General features: G+C 68.0%; 24 protein-coding genes and 2 pseudogenes. 9 read left to right on the top strand and 17 right to left on the bottom strand.

Translation table 11 applies throughout. The features are described from left to right. Window positions 1–41: 41 nt before the first annotated feature. Window positions 42–269: pseudogene (locus tag TNCT1_RS21435) on the bottom strand (SDR family oxidoreductase); the annotation flags it as partial. Between the two features lie 188 nt (window positions 270–457). On the opposite strand from TNCT1_RS21435, the gene TNCT1_RS21430 reads away from it, so the two are divergent. Continuing rightward, complete coding sequence (locus TNCT1_RS21430; RefSeq protein WP_143634550.1) at window positions 458–1,021, top strand: TetR/AcrR family transcriptional regulator; 564 nt, start codon at window positions 458–460, stop codon at window positions 1,019–1,021. A 225-nt stretch (window positions 1,022–1,246) separates the two neighbouring features. Then, the gene (locus TNCT1_RS21425) at window positions 1,247–1,915 is read left to right on the top strand and encodes a Type 1 glutamine amidotransferase-like domain-containing protein (RefSeq protein WP_143634548.1); all 669 of its coding nucleotides are present in this window, start codon (window positions 1,247–1,249) and stop codon (window positions 1,913–1,915) included. A gap of 124 nt (window positions 1,916–2,039) precedes the next feature. Here TNCT1_RS21425 and tatC read toward each other — a convergent pair whose 3' ends face one another. The 6 genes from tatC to TNCT1_RS21395 form a co-directional block, all read right to left on the bottom strand. Further along, window positions 2,040–2,933: a twin-arginine translocase subunit TatC gene (tatC, locus tag TNCT1_RS21420; RefSeq protein WP_373920495.1), complete on the bottom strand. Its 894-nt coding sequence runs from the start codon at window positions 2,931–2,933 to the stop codon at window positions 2,040–2,042. Window positions 2,934–3,142: 209 nt separating this feature from the next. Beyond that, window positions 3,143–3,424 carry a Sec-independent protein translocase subunit TatA gene (gene tatA / locus TNCT1_RS21415; RefSeq protein ID WP_143634544.1) on the bottom strand — a complete coding sequence of 94 codons (282 nt, stop codon included), beginning with the start codon at window positions 3,422–3,424 and terminating at the stop codon, window positions 3,143–3,145. A gap of 448 nt (window positions 3,425–3,872) precedes the next feature. Further along, window positions 3,873–4,559: a hypothetical protein gene (locus tag TNCT1_RS36385; protein WP_235902793.1), complete on the bottom strand. Its 687-nt coding sequence runs from the start codon at window positions 4,557–4,559 to the stop codon at window positions 3,873–3,875. After that, the gene (locus TNCT1_RS21405) at window positions 4,556–4,978 is read right to left on the bottom strand and encodes an ATP-binding protein (protein WP_235902792.1); all 423 of its coding nucleotides are present in this window, start codon (window positions 4,976–4,978) and stop codon (window positions 4,556–4,558) included. Before TNCT1_RS21405 ends, TNCT1_RS36385 begins: the two co-directional genes overlap by 4 nt. Window positions 4,979–5,332: 354 nt before the next feature. Continuing rightward, the gene (locus TNCT1_RS21400) at window positions 5,333–6,196 is read right to left on the bottom strand and encodes a DMT family transporter (protein ID WP_143634540.1); all 864 of its coding nucleotides are present in this window, start codon (window positions 6,194–6,196) and stop codon (window positions 5,333–5,335) included. Continuing rightward, window positions 6,193–6,465, bottom strand: a complete 273-nt coding sequence (locus tag TNCT1_RS21395) for a hypothetical protein (RefSeq protein WP_143634538.1) — start codon at window positions 6,463–6,465, stop codon at window positions 6,193–6,195. The genes TNCT1_RS21400 and TNCT1_RS21395 overlap by 4 nt, the downstream gene beginning before the upstream one ends. Before the next feature lie 408 nt (window positions 6,466–6,873). Here TNCT1_RS21395 and TNCT1_RS21390 point away from each other — a divergent pair, with 408 nt between their 5' ends. From TNCT1_RS21390 to TNCT1_RS21380, 3 genes are all read left to right on the top strand, one after another. Then, the gene (locus tag TNCT1_RS21390; protein ID WP_143634536.1) at window positions 6,874–7,671 is read left to right on the top strand and encodes an anti-sigma factor; all 798 of its coding nucleotides are present in this window, start codon (window positions 6,874–6,876) and stop codon (window positions 7,669–7,671) included. A gap of 304 nt (window positions 7,672–7,975) precedes the next feature. Then, the gene (locus TNCT1_RS21385; RefSeq protein ID WP_174266383.1) at window positions 7,976–8,578 is read left to right on the top strand and encodes a sigma-70 family RNA polymerase sigma factor; all 603 of its coding nucleotides are present in this window, start codon (window positions 7,976–7,978) and stop codon (window positions 8,576–8,578) included. 25 nt (window positions 8,579–8,603) lie between these two features. Further along, complete coding sequence (locus TNCT1_RS21380; RefSeq protein ID WP_143634534.1) at window positions 8,604–9,389, top strand: zf-HC2 domain-containing protein; 786 nt, start codon at window positions 8,604–8,606, stop codon at window positions 9,387–9,389. Window positions 9,390–9,610: 221 nt separating this feature from the next. Here the strand turns inward: TNCT1_RS21380 and TNCT1_RS21375 are convergent, their stop codons facing one another. The 4 genes from TNCT1_RS21375 to TNCT1_RS36380 form a co-directional block, all read right to left on the bottom strand. Then, window positions 9,611–9,823: a hypothetical protein gene (locus TNCT1_RS21375; RefSeq protein ID WP_235902790.1), complete on the bottom strand. Its 213-nt coding sequence runs from the start codon at window positions 9,821–9,823 to the stop codon at window positions 9,611–9,613. Window positions 9,824–9,955: 132 nt separating this feature from the next. After that, on the bottom strand, window positions 9,956–10,411 hold the full coding sequence (locus tag TNCT1_RS21370; protein ID WP_143634530.1) for a hypothetical protein: 456 nt from the start codon (window positions 10,409–10,411) through the stop codon (window positions 9,956–9,958). Continuing rightward, entirely contained in the window at window positions 10,408–11,409 is a 1,002-nt protein-coding gene (locus TNCT1_RS21365) for a metallophosphoesterase (protein ID WP_143634528.1), read from the bottom strand. Before TNCT1_RS21365 ends, TNCT1_RS21370 begins: the two co-directional genes overlap by 4 nt. Continuing rightward, window positions 11,409–11,960 (bottom strand): cupredoxin family copper-binding protein, encoded by a 552-nt coding sequence (locus TNCT1_RS36380; RefSeq protein ID WP_235902788.1) that lies wholly within the window; start codon window positions 11,958–11,960, stop codon window positions 11,409–11,411. Before TNCT1_RS36380 ends, TNCT1_RS21365 begins: the two co-directional genes overlap by 1 nt. A 569-nt stretch (window positions 11,961–12,529) precedes the next feature. Between TNCT1_RS36380 and TNCT1_RS21355 the strand changes: the two genes are divergently transcribed. The 3 genes from TNCT1_RS21355 to TNCT1_RS21345 all read left to right on the top strand — a co-directional run bounded on the left by TNCT1_RS21355 (window position 12,530) and on the right by TNCT1_RS21345 (window position 14,617). Further along, window positions 12,530–12,745, top strand: a complete 216-nt coding sequence (locus TNCT1_RS21355) for a hypothetical protein (protein WP_143634526.1) — start codon at window positions 12,530–12,532, stop codon at window positions 12,743–12,745. A gap of 368 nt (window positions 12,746–13,113) precedes the next feature. Next, a complete protein-coding gene (locus TNCT1_RS21350; RefSeq protein ID WP_216856672.1) occupies window positions 13,114–13,383 on the top strand; it encodes a cytochrome P450 in 270 nt (89 codons plus the stop codon). A gap of 13 nt (window positions 13,384–13,396) precedes the next feature. After that, on the top strand, window positions 13,397–14,617 hold the full coding sequence (locus tag TNCT1_RS21345) for a cytochrome P450 (RefSeq protein WP_143634524.1): 1,221 nt from the start codon (window positions 13,397–13,399) through the stop codon (window positions 14,615–14,617). A 249-nt stretch (window positions 14,618–14,866) separates the two neighbouring features. Here the strand turns inward: TNCT1_RS21345 and TNCT1_RS21340 are convergent, their stop codons facing one another. The 6 genes and pseudogenes from TNCT1_RS21340 to TNCT1_RS21310 form a co-directional block, all read right to left on the bottom strand. Further along, window positions 14,867–15,529, bottom strand: a complete 663-nt coding sequence (locus tag TNCT1_RS21340; protein ID WP_143634522.1) for a hypothetical protein — start codon at window positions 15,527–15,529, stop codon at window positions 14,867–14,869. Beyond that, window positions 15,526–15,975 carry a hypothetical protein gene (locus TNCT1_RS21335; RefSeq protein WP_143634520.1) on the bottom strand — a complete coding sequence of 150 codons (450 nt, stop codon included), beginning with the start codon at window positions 15,973–15,975 and terminating at the stop codon, window positions 15,526–15,528. The genes TNCT1_RS21340 and TNCT1_RS21335 overlap by 4 nt, the downstream gene beginning before the upstream one ends. Window positions 15,976–15,994: 19 nt before the next feature. Beyond that, complete coding sequence (locus TNCT1_RS21330; RefSeq protein WP_235902786.1) at window positions 15,995–18,295, bottom strand: glycoside hydrolase domain-containing protein; 2,301 nt, start codon at window positions 18,293–18,295, stop codon at window positions 15,995–15,997. A gap of 193 nt (window positions 18,296–18,488) precedes the next feature. Next, window positions 18,489–18,623: pseudogene (locus TNCT1_RS21325) on the bottom strand (ABC transporter permease); the annotation flags it as partial. A 251-nt stretch (window positions 18,624–18,874) separates the two neighbouring features. Further along, window positions 18,875–19,414, bottom strand: coding sequence for a hypothetical protein (locus tag TNCT1_RS21315; protein WP_143634517.1), 540 nt, complete (start codon window positions 19,412–19,414; stop codon window positions 18,875–18,877). Then, window positions 19,405–19,869 (bottom strand): hypothetical protein, encoded by a 465-nt coding sequence (locus TNCT1_RS21310; RefSeq protein ID WP_235902785.1) that lies wholly within the window; start codon window positions 19,867–19,869, stop codon window positions 19,405–19,407. Before TNCT1_RS21310 ends, TNCT1_RS21315 begins: the two co-directional genes overlap by 10 nt. Before the next feature lie 194 nt (window positions 19,870–20,063). Between TNCT1_RS21310 and TNCT1_RS36975 the strand changes: the two genes are divergently transcribed. Next, window positions 20,064–20,477 carry an aldehyde dehydrogenase family protein gene (locus TNCT1_RS36975; RefSeq protein ID WP_143634637.1) on the top strand — a complete coding sequence of 138 codons (414 nt, stop codon included), beginning with the start codon at window positions 20,064–20,066 and terminating at the stop codon, window positions 20,475–20,477. Window positions 20,478–20,666: the final 189 nt, after the last annotated feature.

The following is a 20,666-nucleotide window of genomic DNA, read 5'->3' as shown; positions in this document are numbered from 1 at the left end:
GCGTTCGAGAGGTGCGGATCGGTGGTCGACTCGCCCGGGTTTCAGGCGCCGAGCCCGTAGCCGCCGGCCACGGTGATGTCCTGGCCGGTGATGTTGAGCAGCGGGGTGCCGGTGGCCCCGGGGCTCACGGCGTTGACGCCAGTCCTGCGCGGGGCCGGTTCGAGCGCGAGGAAGGGCAGCATGGCCAGCAGCGCGCCGCGTGTCGCCGCCCCCACCGTGGCGCCAGGGGTGCCGCGACGGGGTCCGATGCCGACGGTCAGCACGATCGAGCCGCCGTGCCGATCCCGGTCGTTCCCCCGGTGATGACCGCTTTAGACATGGCAAACCTTTCGTCGCTGAAGCGATGGGTGAGGCCACCCGTAATCGGGGAACTCCCCGTTTGTCACACCGTACACTGAACCGGGGACATCCCCGAATAGTTCCCGAGCCTCATCCGACACTCACGATCGCGAAGGTCATGACACCTCCACGCAGCACCCTGCGCGCCGACGCGCAGCGCAACCGCGAGCAGCTGATCGCCACGGCCGCCGAAGCCTTCGCCTCCGGACGCCCGATCTCGCTGGACGCGATCGCCAAACGCGCGGGAGTGGGGAACGCAACCCTGTACCGGCACTTCCCCACCCGAGAAGATTTGGTCGAAGAGGTCTACCGGGACCAAATCCGCCCCCTGCGCGAAGACGCGCACACCCTGCTGGCTACCAAGCCGCCCGCACAGGCCCTCCACGCATGGATGCTCCGATTCGCCGACTGGGCCGGCGAACGACGCGGCATCTGCGAGGCCCTGGTCGCCATGAGCGCTTCCGGCCGCTTCGGCACCGGACCGGTCTGCGACGAGGTCCAGCAAGTCCTGGCGATGGTGCTCGAGGCCGGCGCCACAGCAGGAGAACTGCGCAGCGACATGGACCCGGTCGAGGTAGGCGGCATCCTCGCCGGTTTGCTCTCCGTGGCCGGCGCACCCGAGCAACGCCCCCAACTGCACCGCATGCTGGACGTCGTCGTCGACGGACTCAGGCCCCGCTGAGCGATGCCATCGGTTCGGCGAGGCGTCGGCCCACGTCGGACGGCATGGCTGCGGCCGCTCGCTGTGCCATCGACCCTCGCGCCCGCCCCAGCCCCGAGCCTCGCCCTGCGCTACATGTCCGTTCGCCGACCGCCGGTGCATGGCCACGCTGCACAGCGATGAGTTTCGACGTGGTCCCCGGTCTACCGGTCAGACCGCTCCATCACACTCGGGTCAGGGGCCACTTTGAAGCTTCTTCTTACGGCGGCGGGTATCACCAACGCGAGCATCCAGGACGCGCTGGTGCGGCTGCTGGGCAAGCCGATCGCCGAGTCCGACGCCCTGTGCATTCCCACCGCGGGGTACGGGCACCCCATGGGCAGTCCTGCTGGGGCTTGGCGGTTCATCAGTGGACAGTCTCGCCTGCCCATGTGCGACCTGGGGTGGAAGTCCTTGGGAGTGCTGGAGCTCACGGCGTTGCCCAGCATCGGTGCAGAGCGTTGGGTCCCCTGGGTCCAGGAGACGGACGTCCTGCTGGTGAACGGCGGTGATGCGCTGTATCTGGCGCACTGGATGCGGCAATCCGGCCTGGCGGACCTGCTGCCGTCGTTGAGCGAGAAGGTCTGGGTGGGGTTGAGCGCCGGGAGCATGGTGATGGCCCCTCGTATCGGCGAATACTTCGTCGAGTGGACGGCGCCCACCGGGGACGACAGCGCGCTGGGCGTCGTCGACTTCTCGATCTTCCCGCATGTGGATCACACAGCCCTGCCGGAGAACACCATGGCGGAGGCGGAGAAGTGGGCAGCCGGCCTCTCGAATCCCGCATACGCGATCGACGACGACACCGCCATCACGGTCGTCGACGGCGCGGTCGAGGTCGTCTCCGAGGGCAAGTGGCGTCACTTCCCGGCCTGAGCGAGCGCCGCCCCGGCGTCCGGCCATTCCGTCCATCAGCACCAGTGCCGCATTGGGTCCTCGCAGTGGGCGCAACGGCCCAGGCACGAACCGTCAAGCCCGCCGGTGACCGAATTGGCTTTTGTTACCCGTGGGCGCGGTCGTCGTCAGCGTCCGGCTGCGCGGGCAGGGGCTGGCCGGCGGACACCGATTCCACTTCGCCGATGTCCTGCGGCGTGAGTTCGAGGTCGGAGGCCTCGTCGTCGCCCGGTCCCTCTGCCTCTCTGCGGGCCTTGCGCCGGTCATGGAAAAGCGAAAAAACAACGGCGGCGAAATAGAGCACCCAGATCGGCGCGGCCAGCGCCAGCATGGACAGCGGATCCGTGCTCGGCGTCGCCACAGCCGAAAAGGCCGTGATCCCCAGGATCATGCCGCGCCACCAGCCGAGCATTCGCCGGCCGGACACTCCCCCGGTGAGGTCCAGCATCACCAGCAGCAGCGGCATCTCGAAGGAGAGACCAAAGACGACCACCATGCGGGTGACGAGGTCGAGCAGATCGTCCAGCGGCAGCAGGTTGCTCACCCCGTGCGGGGTGAAGTCGATCAACACCTTCGCGGTCGTGGGCAGCACCTTGTAGGCGAAGAAGGCGCCGCCGAAGAACAGGGGGACGCCCGCGCCGACGAACGCGTAGGCGTATTTCCGCTCGTGCTTGTGCAGGCCGGGAGCGACGAAAGCCCACAGCTGGTACAGCCATACCGGCGAGGCCAGCACGACGCCGGTCATCAGGGTCACCTTCAGCGCCAGGGTGAAGGGCGCGAGCAGACCGTTGATCGTAATCCGCGCGCAGGTGGTGTTCGCGGTCTGCTTGGCCAGAACGGCGAAGGACGTCGGGCAGCCGACCGAGTCCAGCACCGGCCTGGTGAAGAAGTTTATGACGTCCCTGTAGTGGAGGGCCGCAGCGATCGTGACGACCAGGATGGCCAGGACGGCCTTGGCGAGCCGGTTGCGAAGCTCACGAACGTGCTCCGCGAGCGGCATCCGCCCCCCGGAATCCTTCTCCTTGTTGCGGGTTGACTGGGGCACGCCGCGTCCTCATCTCGTGCGCCGGGCCGGAGACCACCGGCCCGGCGTTAGTACTTGATCGTCTCTGTCGCCCGGTGGAGCGGCTCACGCGAGAGGCGAGCCGGCAGGGGAGGCTCGGGCAGCATCTCGTGCGGGGGATCAGCCAGGGGCGCGCTGGACCGGGCTCAGTCTCGGTGTCTGGTCGTGCTGTCCGTGGGCACGGTGCGGACAGTGGCGGTGTCTTCGGGAGCGTCCGGGATCGTCCGCGGCCCCGGTGCAGGCTCCGGCTCGGGGCGTGGCTCGTTCGAGGCGCCGTCGTCCTTCATGGCCTTCGTCTCGCTCTTGAGGATTCGCATGGCCTTGCCCAGCGCCCGGGCCGTGTCGGGTAGTTTCTTCGAACCGAAGATCAGAACCACTACCGCGACCAGGAGCAGCAGGTGCCAGGGCTCCAACGCATTGCGGAACATCGTTACACCAGCCTTTCGAACGCATGCTTGCTACCGTGCGTATCCGTACGGCCTTGGGGCGCCGCCGCGACCGTGGGGAGATCGATCAGCAACAGGCCTATGACGGGGCGTAGTTCACCACCTGTGACCTGCATGGCCACTTGCGCCGGCTGCCCGGCCCGCAGGATGTGCGGGGGCCTTCGGGTCGGTTGGACCCCCAGCCGCTGTCCCTGAGAGCAATCACGCTCGGGCACCTGGAGCGGTTGGTGGGTCTGCGTGTTCGGCCATGGTGTGTTGATCGCCCTTCCCTGGCATGACCGTTCCTCTAGCAGGTCGGCGCACTGTTCACGCAGGGCATTCGAGCGTGGAAGGCGAGGCGAGTGGGGCCGGTCGGTTGCTGTGGGGGTGTTCCTGGAGTCGACATCCTTGCGAGTCATATGTCCTTCCTCCTGACGGGGGTGGGGTCGGTTCAGGTTCCGGGGCGCCCTGCGGCCGTCCAGGCGGCGTACTCCTGGCGGACGTAGAGGCGGCGGCTGGGGGCGAGTGTGATGGCGTCGGGATGGTGTGGGCCGGCCACCAGGTCGGGATGGCGGCGGTCGTGCAGAACGAGTTGTTCGGCGGTTTGTGCGGCGGCCGCGGCCGGGCCGGGGCCGGGATCGTCCAGGGCCATCCGGTCCATGAGGGCGGCCCGGCGGAGTAGCCAGGCGCGTTCGGCGGCCGTCGCGTCGACCGGGGGGCCGATGACGGACCTGGCCCGGCGGCCGTCGCGTTCGGCACCGAGGGCGAGTACCTGGTGCATCTCGCGACGCAGGTCGGGGGCGTCCGCGTACGCCTCATGCGGGGGCGGGGCGGCCATGTCCTCGCCGCTGTTCGGGCTGACCTCCACGCTCATGCCTCTGCCGCAGCGTTGACACAGCACCGTGTCGTGGTCGGGGCCGGCGTGGTCGAGGGCCGACAGGTTCGCCCGGAGCCGTGTGGGCACCTGGGCCGGGTCCGGGCAGCCGTCGATGGGGCGCGGCTTGTGGGCCGCGGAGGACCGCGCGGAGGGGTCGTCGGGTGACCCGGCGCCGCAGCCGCCCCCGGTGGCCTGTCGTTGTGCCGCAGTGTCGGCCCCGGCGGAGGGCCGCGGCCCGTGCGGGACGTCCGGGCCGGTCATGGCGAGCACCTCAGGCAGGCGCGGACTTCGCGGCCACTGCGCGTCTGGTGCACCTGGGTCGACTGGGCGAGGTACTGGACGATGGAGGTGCCTCGGCCGTGTTCGTCGGGGGCGATGTCGGGGCGGTGGCGCTCCACGGCCTTGCCGGAGTCGGTGACCACGATGTGCAGAGTGCCGTCGTGGAGGACGAGCTGGAGGGTCATGCGTTCTCGGCCGTACTGGGCGGCGTTCGTGGCGAGTTCGTCGACGATGAGAACGGCGGAGTCCCGCTCGCTCGCGGGCACACTCCAGGCCGTGAGCAGATCGGCCGCGAAGTGACGAGCGGCGGAGACGTGCGCCTCCTGCGCGGGCAGGGTGAGCAACGCCTGGTGAGGGCAGGGCCGGCCGAGCTGTGAGCTCGGGCTGGGGGAATCGGTCACGAACATGGTCTTCTGCTCTTCTGTGGAAGTGCGGAGCTCGGAACGGGGTGAGACCGCCGACAAGGTCGGGGCGGTCGGTGGGCCGGATCGTGGATAGGCGCGCTCATTCAGTTCCACGGCCGACGCACGCCCCTCGGTTCGAGTGATCCGCACCTTTTGCTCGACTTGCTGCGGGTCACGTCGATACCGGAGGCCTGGCTGGGCCCACGCGCCTGAGGGTCGGACGGTAGCTGCCCGCCGAGCCCGGGCTTGGTGGGCATGGTGCTGAAGAGGTCGGGGGTATGAGGCACAGCCCTGCTCATCCACGAGTACTGCAGTGGCTGACGGCGAATCAGGACTCAGCGCACACGCGGCTCAGCGCCCGTGCGGGACTTCTGGAGCCACACAGGGGTGGCGGCCGATCAGCACAATGCCGATCACCATCGTCATGAGTCCGACGGTCTGCACGGTGAGCGCGCCCGGCGTGGCCTGGAGCCGGTCGCCGATGATGCCGACGCCGCTGGCGATCCCGGCCAGCGGCTGCGCAGCGGTGAGCGCGGGCAGTGAGGAGCGCAGCGGCGCGGCCTGGAATGCTGTCTGGACGAGCACCAGGCCGGTCACGCCGAGGCACGCGACCACGTAGGGCTGCCAGTGCGCGAACAGCACTGCGATCCCGTGTCTGCTGACGATGCGGCTCGAGATGCGGGTGAGGGAGTCTTGCAACCCGTACAGGAGTCCGGCGGCGCAGGCCAGCACGGCCGCCCGGAGCGCCGGCCGGAGGTGCCGGGCGAGCGTGACGAGCAGCCCGGCCAGTCCGACGACGATGCCGAAGAGGATCCACTGGCGCAGCGGCCCGGCCAGGTGCCCGCCCTCCGACGGCTGTCCGGCGACGAGGAACCCCGTCACGCCCAGCGCCAGCAGCAGCACCCCGCCCCAGCCGTTCCAGCCGAGCGGCTGGCCGGTGAGCCAGCGGGACAGTGCCATCGCGAAGAGCAGGTTGGTCGTGGTGAGCGGTTCGACCAGCGACACCTCGCCGTTGGCAAGGGCGATGGTGCTCAGCACCATGCCCACGATCATCGCGGCGACGCCGACCAGCCATTGCGGATGACGCATCAGGCCGAGCAGCAACCGGAAGAAGAGAGACTCGGAAAGGGGCGCCCGCTGGGCCTGTCGCTGCTGGAGGACAAAGCCGAAGCCGAGGCAGCAGGCGGCACCGATCCCCGGCAGGAACACGCTCACGACGTCGTCCTTTCGGCCCGGCGGCCTGCCAAGAGCCGAACGCGGTCGGCGCCGGTTGCGACGTAGCCGTCGCGGGCGATGACAAACGTGCCCGAGTGGAGGCGGGCGGTGAAGCCGCCGTGTTCCCCGAGCGCCTCGTACGACCGAAGTGCGTGACGTTCGCGCCGCGTACGGGCCGGCCGTTCGGCGGCGGAGGCTTCCACGTGCCTGGTCGGTGTGAGCGTCGCGGGCGTCACGGGTCCTCGCTGCGAGTGGAGCGTGTCGGTCATCTCAGCTCGCTCCTTGCGGTCGGTGTGGGGGGATCCCGTGGTCGGTAGCGCTGTTCATTTCCACGGGCGGCGGACGTCACCCGGTTCGATGGATGCGCACCTTTTGTGGGGTCCCTTCGCGGGCGGGCCGCACGAAGACCCGCTCCTCAGCACGCGGCACCACGACCGGCTCGCGCGGTGGCGGCGGCCTCATGCACAGCGACCCACGCGGAGTGACAAGGGAAGCCCTGCGCAAAAAAGGGTTCCAATGGCTGATCCGAATCGTTGCCGCAGCCGTGTCTCTTATAGGCGAAGTGCGCCCTGCGCCCTGCTGGCCGCGACGTGTACCAGGGCCGGACGACGGTCAAAGCAGCACAGCGCTCGACGTCCCTACACGCATCGTGACGGCGGCAGGAAGGAGTGGACAGTATGAATGCGGACCGTGACGCCATCCGGCTGTCATTGGGCGCATACGTGCTGGAGATGCTGTCGCCCGCAGAGTCGGATCGGGTGTGCGCCCACCTCGCGGAATGCACCGAGTGCCAGGCTGAGTACGCCAAGCTGGCGGGGCTGCCCACCCTGCTCGCGTCGATCACCGAGGCCGAGGCCTCGGGTCGGACCGCGCCCACGCCCAGCGAGGACCGGGCGGACCGGTTGCTGCGACAGGCCGCGCACCGCGCCCGTCCCAGCCCACAGCTGACTGATCCACCCGCCGAGCCGTCCATCCCGCAGGTGCCCGAGCCCGGTCTCTTGGAGCAACTGCTCCGACAGACCACGGCCCGACGTCGCGCGACCCGTCGGCGGCGGCTGGTCAGTGTCGCGGCCGCCTTGACGCTCATGGCCGCGGCCGCCTCCAGCGGCACGTTGCTGGCGATCGCGGGCTTCGCCGGCAGTGAAGTGGCTCAACCGGGAACGACTTCGCCGGCCCCGGTCCGCACCTTGTCGGCAAGCGACCCCGCCACCGGCGTGTTCGCCTCGGTGAAGGTCTCACCCGCCGCCTGGGGCAGCACTTTGCAGGTCACGGCTGAGGGAGCGCCCCCCGGGACCACGTGCAGGCTGCAAGCGGTCGCGGTCACGGGGGACACAGCGACCGCCGCCACCTGGCGGGCCGGCGGTTACTCAGACAGCAACACGATTTCCGGGACAGCACCTGTGCCCCCCGGATCCATCGGCCACTTCGACATATACGCGGCCAACGGCCGAAAGCTCCTCACCATTCCGGCGTAAGGTCATCCGGGCCTCCGGCGCGGAGGAGCAGACACTCGATCGCGTGCTCCACAACAGCCTCTCGCGCGGGCGAGCGCAAGGGCCCGCGCGACCCGGAGTTGGTTGCGGCGTGGACGGTGGTGATCCGTCGGCCGGTAGCCGGATGCCGGGGCGTCGGTTGCGACAGCGCAGCCGCTGTACGTGATGGCAGGGGGCCCAGCAGGACGTGGGCAGTGAATCCGCCGTGCTCGCGGAGCGCCTGTTTCAGCACTTAAGTGCCCTTTGTGACATTTTGAAGATTTACGCACTATGCGATAATTGTTCCATGCCGTGGAGTCTTCCGAAGCGCGGTCCAACGAGTGAGCCGGATGGCTCCGGAAACCGTGTCTCTGGCGGGGGGACCATTTCCGACGCGGACGAGGAACTGCTCCGCACGCTGTACGCCGAGCACGCCGGGCCGCTGTTCCACTTCGTCCTGCGTTTGACCTCGGGAGACTGGCAATGGGCCGAGGATGTGGTGCAGGAGACACTGCTGCGGGCCTGGCAGCACCCCGAGGCGTTCGACCCCGAACGCGGTCCGGCCCGGGCATGGCTCTGTACGGTTGCCCGGCATCTGGTCGTCGACGCCCACCGGGCCCGCCAGGCCAGGCCTACCGAGGTCGATGGCGAGGCGCTGGAACGGGTCGCGGACCGGACGGCCGGGGAAGACGAGATCGAGCAGGCGTTGCAGAGCTGGGCGGTGGCCGACGCCCTCCGGACCCTGTCCCCGGAACACCGTGCCGTGCTGCTGGAGACGTACTACAGGGGCCGGACGATGGTCGAGGCCGCGGAGGTGCTCGACCTTCCGGTAGGCACCGTGAAGTCGCGGACGTACTACGCCTTGAAGGCTCTGCGGCTGGCGCTGCAGGAACGGGGTATCGAGCCGTGACAGCGGCGTGGAGGAGGTGCAGACCATGAAGGGCGACCATGACGCCATCCGGTTGTCCCTGGGCGGGTACGTGCTAGGCGCGCTGTCCCCTGCGGAGACGGAGGGGGTGCGCGCCCACCTCGCGGAATGCGGCGAGTGCCGCGCCGAGCATGCCGAACTGGCGGGGCTGCCCGCGCTGCTCGCGACGGTCAGCGTGGCCGAGGCCGAGGCCGCGGCCGCGCCTGCAGGCGAGGAACTGGCCGATCGGCTCGTACGGCGGGCCGCCGCAAGCGCGCGGCCGCAGCCTGCGGCCGCTGCCGTACGGGGCGTCCCGGGGCGAACCGAAGGAAGCCGGCTCGACCGGTTGCTCCAGCAGGCCGCGTCCCGACGTCGTACCGTCTGGCGGAGGCAGCTGGTGGGGGTCGCCACGGCCACGACGCTCATCGCGGGGGCAGCGTCGGGAGGCACGTGGCTGGCTACCGTCGCGGCCACCAGCGGCCAGGTGGCACAGCCCGCACCGACGTCACCGGCCCCGGTCCGCACATTCTCCGGAACCGACCCCGCCACAGGCGTGACCGCCTCGGTGCAGGTCTCGCCCGCCGCCTGGGGCAGTGACCTGCAGGTCTCGGCCAAGGGAGCGCCCCCGGGGATCACGTGCAGGTTGCAAGCGGTCGGGGTCACGGGCGCCACAGCGACCGCCGCCACCTGGCAGGCCGGCGAGTACCCGGGCGGCGCCAGGATTTCCGGGACGGTACCCATGTCGCCAGGAGCGATCAGTCACTTCGACATCTACGCCGGCAGCAGCCAGAAGCTGCTCACCATTTCGGCGTGAGGCCTCGTCACGACCCCTGTCCCGGGCGGCTGCGGCAGCAGTTCGAGGGCGTGATGTGGCGGTTCATGACCGATGGGCGGCAGCGGGCGCTGCCGGGTGAATTACGGCGCCTGGTCGACCGTTCACAACCGCTTCCGGCAGCGGAGGGCCCGACCTCTACGTGTCGGGCCCTCGGCATGCCCCGCGACCGCGTACGGCCAGCAAGGACGTCATCGACGCCGTCAACCCAGCTCAGCCGCAGTCGACTGAAAAGCGGAGGCCAGGTCGTGCTCGGTGATCTCGTCGGCTGGGCGGTGGAGTGTCCAGCGGTGGAGCCCGCCGTCCATGGGCAGCACCTCGACGACGGTTTCCAGCGGTGGGTAACCGATTCCACCACAGCCGAATTGGCGGATCACGACTGCGGTGTCGTCGTCCAGGCCGAGCAGGATGCGCACAGCGTCCCTCAGTTCGCGAAGGTGCGGACTCGGCCAGGCGATTCCTGGGCGTGGTTCCAGGTGCATGGGAGATACCTCTTGGTTCCGGGAAGAGTGGCCGGTGTCGTAGACGGCGGGCTTCGCCGTGGTGGCTCAGTCGAATGGTGCGCGGGTGGTGGCCCGGTTCGGGATCGCCGGTCTGACGGGTGGTCGGGCAGCGCGGTGTCGTGTGGCCACCGTCATCTGCCAGACCGCGAGGAGCAGCAGCGTTCCGGTTTCGGCGAGGAGACTGAGGATGGCCTGTGGTGCGGGCTGCAGGCCGCGCTCGGTGAATCCGAACACGCCTACGGTGCGCGAGGCGGTGAAGCCGCCGAGGGCCCCGAGCGCGACGCCTGCCGCGGCGGCCCTGAGCAGCAGGGGTGGTGTCCCCAGGAGCAGCAGGGCGGCGAGGGCGAAGGACGCGCTGGCCTGGAGGAGGAACAGGGGGCCGATGATGTGGATGAAGCGGTACTCGTCGACGTAGAGCTGGGCGTGGATGTAACCGCCGGCGGCGAGGGTGGCGGCGGTCGTCCACCGCAAGGCTGGTATGGGGAGTCTTCGGATGTTCATGCCAGCCTCTGATCCTTGATGGCCAGTTCGCGGTCGCCTTGGCGGTAGCCGACGCTGCGGATGCCAAGTGCTTCTTTGAGCTGTCGGGCGGGAACGACCTGCGGGGTGGGGGCAGGGGCACGGCCCGGTTTGGGCAGGGGGTAGGCGGTGGTGGTGGCGGAGTGAAAGGTGATGTTGCCCTCTGTCTTGGTGAACAGCTGGTGGACGTGCCCGTTGAGACAGGTGACAGAGGAGAAGCGGCGCAGGAGGGCGATGACCTTGAGGGCGTCGTCGGTGCTCCAGCCCCACTGCGGGTACATTGCGAACAGCGGGATGTGGCTGAAGACCACGACGGGGGTGTCCGACGGCAGTCCGGCGACGTCCTTGCGAACGAAGTCGATCTGGTCGTTGCCGAGATGGCCGAGCTTCTCCAGGCTCAGGGTGTTGACCAGGGCGATGAAGTGCACGCCGTGGGTGTCGAAGCTGTACCAGCCGTCGCCGAGCGTGCCCATGCCGAAGGTCCGCCGGTAGGCGCGGCCCGCATCGCCGATGGAGTCGTGCTCGCCCGGTACGGTGAAGACACGCTCTGTCCTCATTCCCGCCATCATCTGCTTGACCTGATCGAACTGTCCGGCCGTGGACAGGTGGGTCAGGTCGCCGCTGTGCATGACGAAGTCAGGCCTGAAGCCGAGCGAGTTGACCTGGTTGATCGCTTCGGTGAATGAGCCGGCCACGTCCATGTTCGCAGGGCCCTGGAACCCGATATGGCTGTCGGAGACCTGCACGAACCGCAGCGCGCCGCTTCTCACGGCGGCGGCATCCGCAGTGGCCCCGGCGTTGGTGCCCGGGGAGTCGGCGATGTGGCTGATCACCTCTCCACTGGCCACGGTCAGCACCACGGCGCCGCCGAACCATCCTGCGTGGCGGAGCAGTTGACGCCGAGTCATACCGTGTTCCGTGTCGGGCCGACCGGCGTCGTCGTCCGGCGCTCCGTCGTGACTGTCGTAGTAGTCGGTCATCAGGTCACCTCCACGGTGGCGGTCATGAACGGATGGATGGTGCAGAGGTAGGCGTAGGTGCCGGGTTTGGTGAACGTGTAGCGGTAGGTGGCGTGGGTGGCCAGGGCGGCGGAATGCAACGGGCCGCCCGTTCCGGCACTGGTGACGGTATGGGCGTCGGTGTCCTGGTTGGTCCAGGTCACCGTCGTGCCCACCTTCACCTTCAGAGTGGCCGGGGAGAATGCGAAGTTCTTGATCGCAACGGCGTTCCCGGTCACCGGCGCGGCCGCCGCGCCCTGGCTCGAGTGACTCGTGGGCATGCTCATGCTGGGCATCGGCGACGAGCCGGGAGGGGAGCCCGCCGCGTTCCCCGGCCTCGTGGCACCGGGCATCCCGGGGGTCTGATGCTGACCCGGACCGGGCGTGATGGCCCCGGCTCCGGAGGACGAGGGATGCGACGACGGACCGCACGAACTGAGGAGCCCCAGCGCGCCGGCGGTGGCGATGGTGGCGACGGCCAGTCCGGCCGCAGCGCGTGATCGCGGGCCTGGTGTGCGGAAGTTCAGATGCATGGTGCCGGTTCCTCACTGATCTGGTGGTGACGGGGACTGCGCCGACAGGGGGGCGCAGGCGAGGACAGGGATGTGTGGTGGATGCCGTGTTCACGGCCTCTCTCGATCGCTGCACGCCTCCGTCGCCGCGCAGTGCCGTCGCCGTGGTGTCCGCCGAGTACGGGCCGGGGCCGCGCGGTGGCGGCGACTTCGCAGCGCGGGGACACGACGAGCGTGGCCGGTGCCAGGAGCGCATGCATCGCATGGTGTGTTTCGGGAACCTCTGATCCGTCCTTCGGCATGTAGGGAATCGATGAGGTACTGCGTGCAAGTCGGCTTCTGTCTGGCTCCACGGACAGCGAGGGTCATACGGTTCGGCACATATGCGCTTTTGTGGGACTCCTTGGCATCGCAGCAGATCGGTCGGCCTGCCCGGGCGCTGTGCACGGGCGGCCCCGGTGAGGTCGTGAGGCCAGCCACCGACGAACCTCCCGCGGCACTACGCAGAGTGTTACCGGTGCCTCGCCGTCCGTTACCCAGCACGCCCGGATCAGGGACATCGCCGCGACTGTCGCCTCACCGAACGGGCGGTGCAGAAGATCATCGCCGACCCGGAGCAGGACGGTTACCTCTCCCCCACCCACGAGGGACGCGGCAACACGTACCAGATCGAGCCCACGAGGACCCTTCGCCATTCCGCCGAAGCCAACTTCGGCGTGACGGTGGCCTCACTCCTCTCCCTGCTCGCGCAGGACGAAGCTCACCGCATGGGGCCATCCACCGAGCGAGCGACCGCGCCGGCGTGACATGACTGATTCAGTCCCCGAGCAGGGGCTGCGGCCCGGCATGGTCGAACTGGCGAACTCCACCAGCCGCTGCGACGAGATGGCTTCACGCGTGACGGTGTAGCCGATCGCCGTGCGGGTGTGCGCGGGCGGATGCCCGGGGCGTGCATCCGGTGACGGTCTCCGCTCCCTGCACATGAGGCAGCCACCGTGCAACTCTCCATGTTTGACGGGACGCAGGAGGTGCGCGGTGGCCTTGTCCCGGCCTGACTTACTCCGCCTGCTGGAGTCACTACGTTCGGCGGACCGACTCGAATGGCGGACTTCCTGATGACCTACCCGACCCGGCCGGTCGACATCGGCGGCTCCCTGCTTCCGGCCGACCGCCGGTGGTCATCAGTCACACCGCCTGCAACAACGACTCCACGCTGGGCTCCCACCGGCCGCTGGGCAATCGGGCCCACCGCACCTGGGGAGCCGGCCCGCACAGCCGCCCGGCCAGATCGCATGCGTACCTCAGCGCCGAAGCCGCCATCCACCATGCCGTCGACGTTCTGCCCGTGACGGACCTCGACGGCCGCCGGGACGACGTCGTCTGGCGTCTTCCTCCCTTCCACCGCTGCCTGGTCGCCCTGCCCGTCACCTTCCACAGCAGCTGAAGGAGACCTCACCGTGTCCGAACAGCACATACTCGTCCTCGACCCGACCGGATCCGACCCGGACGCCGAACACCGGGCCCTGCGTGAGCGCGGCCCGGCGACGCTGGTGGACATCCTCGGCGTGCGCGCCTGGTCGGTCTCCGACCCGGCCCTCCTCAAGCAGCTCCTGACCAGCAAGGACGTCTCCAAGGACGGCCGCGCCCACTGGCCGGCCTTCGCAGAGACCGTCACCGCCTGGCCGCTGGCCCTGTGGGTCGTGGCGGAGAACATGTTCACCGCCTACGGCAAGGATCACAGCCGCCTGCGCCGCATGGTGGCCCCCGCTTTCTCCGCCCGCCGTACCGCCGCCCTCCAGGTGGACATCGAGGCCCTCGTCGACGGCATCCTCGACGGCCTCCCGGCCGACGGGACGGTCGACCTGCGCGAGCACTTCGCCTACCCGCTCCCGATCGCTGTCATCGGCAAGCTCGTGGGCGTCCCCGCCGACCAGCGCGCCGAGTTCCGCACCGTGGTGGACAACGTGTTCGCCACCCATCTCTCCGTCGAGGAGCAGGCCGCGAACACCGCCGCCCTCTACGGCCTGCTGGACGTCCTGATCGAGACCAAGCGCACTGAGCCCGGTGAGGACATGGCCTCGCTGCTGATCGCCACCCGCGACGAGGAAGACGGCTCCGCCCTCAGCCACGCCGAGCTACGCGACACGCTCCTGCTGGTGATCAGCGCCGGATACGAGACCACCGTCAACGTGATCGACCAGGCCATCACCACCCTGCTGACCGATCCCCAGCAGCTCGCCCACATCCGGGAAGGCCGCTGCACCTGGCAGGACGTCGTCGAGGAGACCCTGCGCCACCAGCCCGCGGTCAAGCACCTTCCCCTGCGCTATGCCCGCACCGACATCCCGCTCCCCGACGGCCAGACGATCAAGGCCGGCGAGGCGATCCTTGCCTCCTACGCCGCCGCCAACCGCCATCCCGACTGGCACGAGGAGGCCGACCGTTTCGACGCCATGCGCCCCAGCAAGGAACACCTCGCCTTCGGACACGGCGTTCACTTCTGCCTCGGTGCCCCGCTGGCCCGACTCGAAGTCGCCACCGCGCTGCGCCTGTTCTTCGAACGCTTCCCCGACGCCCGACTCGCCACGGAGCGAACCGCGCTGAAGAAACTGCCGAGCCTCATCAGCAACGGGCACGCCTCCGTCCCCGTGCGCCTGCGCCCGATGTCGGGCCACTGACCGATACCGACGGGGATGACCACCATGACTGCCCCCGCCCCGACCACGCCGCTCACCCGGCCGAGAGGCGCATCACCCAGCACGTGGTGAGAGCCGGCTGGGTGATGCGCCCACTATCGCCGCCCTCGCCCTCGAAGCCGGTGTCCCGCGCAACGCACTCACCCAGCCACCCAGCATCGCCCTTGCTCTCCGAGCCGACGTGATCCGAGGGGCCTAGATCAACTCGCGGGAGCAAGAGCACCAGACCAGTCAAGATGTGCGTTGCGTGAACGTGCGAGATACTTTGAGGCGCTCTGGGTCGAAGGCGTCGGTTGCGCCGGCACCGTGGTTGCCCGGGCCGTCGTTCCACCCGAGTATCTTGCGAGCCACCCCCTTCACACGTGGGTGGCTGGGCTTGAGCGCGATCTCGAAGTGAGATTCCTTCGGCGTCTTGAAGTCACCGCCCCAGGCCACGACGCCATCAAGTTCAGCGAGGATGTCGCGGACGACGACAAGTTCGTTCGGGTACAGGTTGTCCTTCGCGCCGACCGGATACGCGACGGGTCGGATTGCTATCGCGCTTCCGGACAGGTAGTTCGACTCATATGCCTCGGCCACCTCACGGTTGATGGTCCAACCGTGAACGTCACCGGCCCGCAGGGAGTCGATCTCGTAGTGGAATCTTCGGGCCACGTGCAGCAGGATCGTGGCCGCGTCGCCCTCGGCGAGTGAGACCTTCCGGCCACTGCCCTCAATGGTGAACGCTGTTGCCTCGTCCAGGACGGACCAGCCGTTCTTCGACGTTGCGCTCTTCCACGTGCGAGTGTCGGCGGAGGCCACTGCGGTTCCGCTGAGGTTGACGAGTGTTGCGGCTACCGCAGCGCCGGACGTGGCGCCGATGAACCGGCGTCGTGACAGACCAGTCTGGGTCATGACTGACTTTCCTTTCGGGGCAAGCGAGTGAGGTGGGTGATGCCGAACTTCACGAGGACGGCCATGGCGACGATGGAGATGACGGCGCACACCGCAAGGGACGGGTTGACCCACGCGGGAACCAGATCGAAGTGTGCATTGCACCTGTTGTGCAGTGGGAAGAACTTCTGGAACTCCGCTGCGTGCGCATCCCTGTACGCCCTGTCGTAGTGCACGTGATGGACGAACTGGCACGTTTCGCGGACATCGAGCCCTGTCCTGAACACGCCCCAGATCCACGCCAAGAGGCCCGCGAAGAGAGAGACAGAGCACACGCGTACCCACCACAGCGGGCGCCGCCATGATCGGTCTCGAAGTCCGGTCACGATACGGAAGACATTCCACAGGTTCCACACCAACCAGACGACGAGGATCAGTGCGGCGATAAGGGCTCCGGCTTGCTTCATTCCGTAGTTCTATCTGTCGTCACTGGGCGGCGCGTGAGCGGGCCGCCTTGAGGTACTTTTCGTGGTTCGCCTGGTACAGAGACAGCTTGGCGGTCTCCGTACCCATACGAGCCAGCAGTGCGTCGACGAAGCCCTGCTCGAAGTTGCTGAGCTTGTCACCGCCGCCGGGGAGGTTCTGGTAGTCGCTCGGAGACACCACTCCGGCGAGGGTGATGAGTTGGAGCTGAGCGACGGATAGCGTCGCGTCCACCGCGGTCAAGGCGTTGTGCGCGGAAGTCTTGCAGTCGGTGGCGTTGCCCCACCTGTTGGTGAAATAGTCGTTGAAACGCTTGAGGCCGCCGCCGCCGTTGTAGTGGTCCCTCACAGCATCGACGATGGTCTTGCCGCCATTTACAGCCCGGGCGAGAAGGTATCCGTCGGCGTCCTCGATGAGATCGTTGAATCCGAACGATGAATTGACCCCGGGTACCGCGAGTTTGGCGTGGGCGAACTGCAGCGGATCGGCATACTCCTGCTCGGAGTTGCGCCAATCGGCCCAGAACGTCATCAAGTCGCCTGCCCAACCGCCGACATCGCCCCCGTTGGCCGATTTCTTGTTGTCCGGCTGCGCCGTCAGGAGGTGGGCGTTGGCCGTGGCCATCATGTGCTCGGCGCCGAGCTGGTAGCCGGTGAAGGGATCGGTGAACAGGGCCTTGACGCTCATGCCGTTGGAGTTGCAGTAGTCGACGAACCCACTGTCGTACGAGCCGATGAGGTACCACCAGCCGACCTTGTTCGCGAGGTCCTTGTCGCCGTACGAGTGGTGGCGGATGTACTCCATGACGAGCTGACTGCGCTTCTGGCCGCTGGCACCGTAGGAGCCCGCCAGGTCGTACAGCTTTTGGACGTAGGCGATGAAGTCGTCGGCAGGGCCACCGGCGTCGCTCACCGACGAGACGCCGCGGTCGAGGCCGGAGACCGCGTCGTTGTCCAGATCGAACCCGTCGGAGCCGTTGGTGACGTGGAATTCCTTGATCTGGTTGAAGGTCCAGTTCCTGGGGATGGGGAAGCCGAGGTTTCCGGAGAACCCGTAGGACATGCCGGAAATGAAGGAGTAACGGGCGAACGTCTTGTTGCTCACGGTGCTGCAGACGTTCCTGGATCCGTACACACCGTGCGTGTACTTCTTTCCTTGGCTGGCCAGGGCCGCCTGCACACCGTGGAAGTACGGCACGATGGAGCTGGCGATCTCCTCGCCGGTCGCGTCGTAGTCGACGGCGAAGTAGATGGTGGTACCGCGATTGAAGCCGTAGTCGGAGGCGCACTTGTGTGCGTTCAGACCGTGTGAGTAGCCGTTGGTGTAGGTGAAGTCCGCGAGCCGGCGGGCATTGTCCTGGTAGATCGGGAAGACCTTGAGGCCTGCACCGAAGATGACGTCCAGTTCACCCGGCTTGATCTCCTTGTCGAGAGTGGAGCCGGGCGGGTCGTATATGTAACGGCCGACAAATCGGTAGCCGTTGTCGAACAGCCACTTGGCGCGGGAGCTGGTGATCTCGTACCGCGTATCCGAGCCGGTCACAGCACGATCCGGGTCTCCCATGGAGACCAGGAGCTGTGCCCATGTCTCGTAGTCACCGTTCCCGTTCGCGGTCAGCTTGTTGAATCGCTGGAATAGTTGGACCCATTGGGTGAGCCCGGAGTCGTAGGAGGAACGCCATGTCGTGTTGACGTCGTTGCCGTCGCTGTCGTAGGTGGGTGAGTTGAAGAGGCATATGGCGGAGAAGAGTTGGACGAAGACGCCGGAGCTGCCCTGGGTGAGCGTGTGGGACTGCAACCCTGCCTGGGTGGCTGGCCCGAAGTTACCGTTCGGAGCGGCGATGCCCAGTTCGTACTGCAGGGCGATCATCAGTGACTTCTGGACGTCGCGGGAGTAGATGCCGTCGCACGGGCCGATGCTGTAGGCGCTCCTGGTCCAGTAGCGGCCGTTGAGCCACTGCTGGATCTCGCGGATCCCGTCGGTTCCGCCCGCGACGACGACGTATGCGTCCATGTTCATCAAGGCCTTGGCGACCTGGACGTTGATGACTCCTTCGCCACCAATGCCCATGTTGGACCGCAGCTTTGCGACGGCATCACGGGTGACGCCGGTGAACCAGCCCTCACTGCCTGGCTCGACGGCCCAGTAGCCCTTGCACCACAGGGCGTACTCGAGGATGGCAACGATGTTGCGGTTGGTGTCCCACTCGAAGCCGATGTCGCCGAGGGCGGCGAACTTCGAGGCCGTGGTGGGGCCGAAGGACGCCACGACCGGGCTGATGCCGAGTTCGTGTTGAAGTGCCATGACCAGGGAGTTCATGGTCCCCCAACCGGTCTGGCCGTTCTCCGGGCAGGCGACGTAGCCGGCGACGCTGCCGTAGTTGGAGTTGACCCACTTCTGGGCTCTGAGGACTTGTTCGTCTGCCACAGCTGTTTCCTTTCGCGTGAAACCAGGTGCAAGTGGCGCGATCCGGGCGGACCGCGCCAGGGAGGTGAGGTCAGTGCCGCAGTGCTTCGACGGGTTGGATGCGGCTTGCACGCCAGGACGGATACAGGCCGACGAGGAGACCGGTGGCGAGCCCGAGTGCGGGGGCAGCGGCGAGGGTCGCCGGGTCGAGGACGGGCGTCCATTCGTCACTGACGGCGTTGCGAAGGGCCTTGCGCTTGGTGTACACGCCAGCGGCCTCGACCCCGTTCACCCGGGCCATCTTCTGGTCGGCGTCCTGGGGGAACGCCAGAGGTATGTGGTCGGCGTCGCGGCCGCTCGTGTCCTCCACGGTCACTTGGGTGGCGGTGAGGCGGTTGAAGCGGGTGTCGATCGACGCGACCATGGTGGATCCTTCGTGACAGCGTCTCCTCGGGCCGGTAGACGCCGCGTCCCGATTCAGTACTGCTCCATCCGGTCGACGTAAATCTTCGGGTGCTGCGGGATGGGCCCGAGATGGACGCCGCCGATAGTGCTGGTCTGGCTGTCGCTGCCATGGGCAGGCACATCGGTCAGGCGGTAGGTGTTCGTGCCTACCCAGTCGACGCCGTTCCCGACGCTGATCTCGATGTAGTAGTTGGCGCTGTCCTCGGTGTCGTTGCGCACGGTGACCGTGGTCCGCACGCCGTCGGCCTCCGGGGTGGCGGACACCGTCAGGTTGCCGTAGAAGAGCACCCTGGTGGCGCCGTCCTGTGAGAAGGAGGGCGTCGGCTCGGCGTCCCCCGCCGGTTCCCCGGAGGTGGCGACGGCGGTCGGCGTGTCCGGCCGCGCCGACGAAGAGACCACCGCGGTCGGCGTCTCAGGGCGGTGGGCGTTGTCCTCCCCGGCGCCGCAACCGGTCGTCAGGAGCAGTACGGCGAGGCCGGACATGCCCCGGCCCTTCCACGGTGTGGCCGGGCCGGGACGGAGCGGGCGGGACGGGAGGTGCATCAGTTGCATGATCCGACACTGAGGTAGTTGTCGACCAGGACCTTGCCGGTGGCGTCTTCCATGTAGGAGTACGCCTGGCCGCAGTAACCCTTGCTCTGGTAGACGGGACCGGCGTACTGGGAGAAGGCGCCGAAGTCCTCGGTGTCCGCGGTGGCGGTGTAGTTGTCCTTGAGCCGGATGCCCATGTAGTGCGTGATGCCGGTGTCGTTGAAGAACACGGCGCAGATGGGCCGGTCGTACAGGGTGTTGCTACCGCTGTAGGTGCCGTTCCACCACGTGTACGCGGTGCCGTAGGTGCCGTACCGCGCGGCGCTCACCGAGATGGTGTAGCCCGATCCGCACACGTTGGCGGCGGCGACCGCGGCGGCGGTGTCGGCCTTCAGAACCTCTTCGGTCCCGCTCGCGGCTTTGATGGCGACTTTGAGACCGCCCGTCCCGCTCACCGCGGTGGACTGCGCGGCCAACGGCTTCGCTTCGGAACGTGGTTGATCCTGGGAGGCCGCGCCCGCAGGCGCGGCGACAGCCCCAACGAGAGCAACAGCGACCAGCGAGGCACGGATGGCCAAGCTCATTGAAGACTCCTTGATGCGACCGGAGTTGGCGATCGGACACGAATGCGCGCCCCAGCGTCGTCCAGAAGTGATCCCGCTTTCAAGGGATCTTCAGGCAGTGGCTCCATGGAGGCGATCATTGGCCGAAACATGACATCGATGTCACGGCTGACCAAGGTGGGGGCGCGACTTCACCGCTGTCGGTCCGCTCTGCCGCCCGCCAGCAGGCCCGGGTCCTCGACCACCTGCGGATCGGCCGGGAGGAGGGCGCCGAGGTTGTGATCGGCGGTGGCCGGCTCGGCGGGGAGGCGTACGACCGGGGCTTCTTCGTGGAGCCGACGATCTTCGACCGGGTGGCGCCGGACATGCAAATCGCGCAGGAGGAGATCTTCGACCCGGTACCCTCCGGGCCAGTGGGCCGGCGTCGGCGCACCGGGGCGGAGCGGGCCGGAGGCAGGAGCGGCGCCCCGAGCGGAATCGGGAAGCCCGCCCGGCGGTGCGGAGCCCAGCCGGGCGCTTGAACCAGAGAAGTGGCCGCGAGGTATGACGAACTCGCGGTCCGCTACGAGGCGACCGTCCTGGTAGCGGCCATCGACGAATGGTTGTGACCAGACGTTTCGCTCACCTCCTGGCTAGCCTGAGCGACCGTGAACAGACGACGGCGGGGGAAACTGGCCAAGCGTCTCGTCGAGGCGGCGACCTTCGGCGAC

The sequence above is a fragment of the Streptomyces sp. 1-11 genome, assembly GCF_007176755.1.
Lineage (GTDB): Bacteria > Actinomycetota > Actinomycetes > Streptomycetales > Streptomycetaceae > Streptomyces.
The sequence above is the reverse complement of the archived record's forward strand: the minus strand, read 5'-3'. Positions and strand labels throughout refer to the sequence as shown.

Coding starts and splice junctions, on each gene's coding strand:
- TNCT1_RS21395 (WP_143634538.1), bottom strand. CDS start 6,465: ATGACCGACACGCTCCACTCGCAGCGAGGACCCGTGACGCCCGCGACG.
- TNCT1_RS21380 (WP_143634534.1), top strand. CDS start 8,604: ATGAAGGGCGACCATGACGCCATCCGGTTGTCCCTGGGCGGGTACGTG.
- TNCT1_RS21315 (WP_143634517.1), bottom strand. CDS start 19,414: ATGCAACTGATGCACCTCCCGTCCCGCCCGCTCCGTCCCGGCCCGGCC.
- TNCT1_RS21330 (WP_235902786.1), bottom strand. CDS start 18,295: ATGGCACTTCAACACGAACTCGGCATCAGCCCGGTCGTGGCGTCCTTC.
- TNCT1_RS36380 (WP_235902788.1), bottom strand. CDS start 11,960: ATGCATCTGAACTTCCGCACACCAGGCCCGCGATCACGCGCTGCGGCC.
- TNCT1_RS21385 (WP_174266383.1), top strand. CDS start 7,976: ATGCCGTGGAGTCTTCCGAAGCGCGGTCCAACGAGTGAGCCGGATGGC.
- TNCT1_RS21390 (WP_143634536.1), top strand. CDS start 6,874: ATGAATGCGGACCGTGACGCCATCCGGCTGTCATTGGGCGCATACGTG.
- TNCT1_RS36385 (WP_235902793.1), bottom strand. CDS start 4,559: ATGACCGGCCCGGACGTCCCGCACGGGCCGCGGCCCTCCGCCGGGGCC.
- tatA (WP_143634544.1), bottom strand. CDS start 3,424: ATGTTCCGCAATGCGTTGGAGCCCTGGCACCTGCTGCTCCTGGTCGCG.
- TNCT1_RS21370 (WP_143634530.1), bottom strand. CDS start 10,411: ATGAACATCCGAAGACTCCCCATACCAGCCTTGCGGTGGACGACCGCC.
- TNCT1_RS21365 (WP_143634528.1), bottom strand. CDS start 11,409: ATGACCGACTACTACGACAGTCACGACGGAGCGCCGGACGACGACGCC.
- TNCT1_RS21335 (WP_143634520.1), bottom strand. CDS start 15,975: ATGAAGCAAGCCGGAGCCCTTATCGCCGCACTGATCCTCGTCGTCTGG.
- TNCT1_RS21340 (WP_143634522.1), bottom strand. CDS start 15,529: ATGACCCAGACTGGTCTGTCACGACGCCGGTTCATCGGCGCCACGTCC.
- tatC (WP_373920495.1), bottom strand. CDS start 2,933: ATGCCGCTCGCGGAGCACGTTCGTGAGCTTCGCAACCGGCTCGCCAAG.
- TNCT1_RS21430 (WP_143634550.1), top strand. CDS start 458: ATGACACCTCCACGCAGCACCCTGCGCGCCGACGCGCAGCGCAACCGC.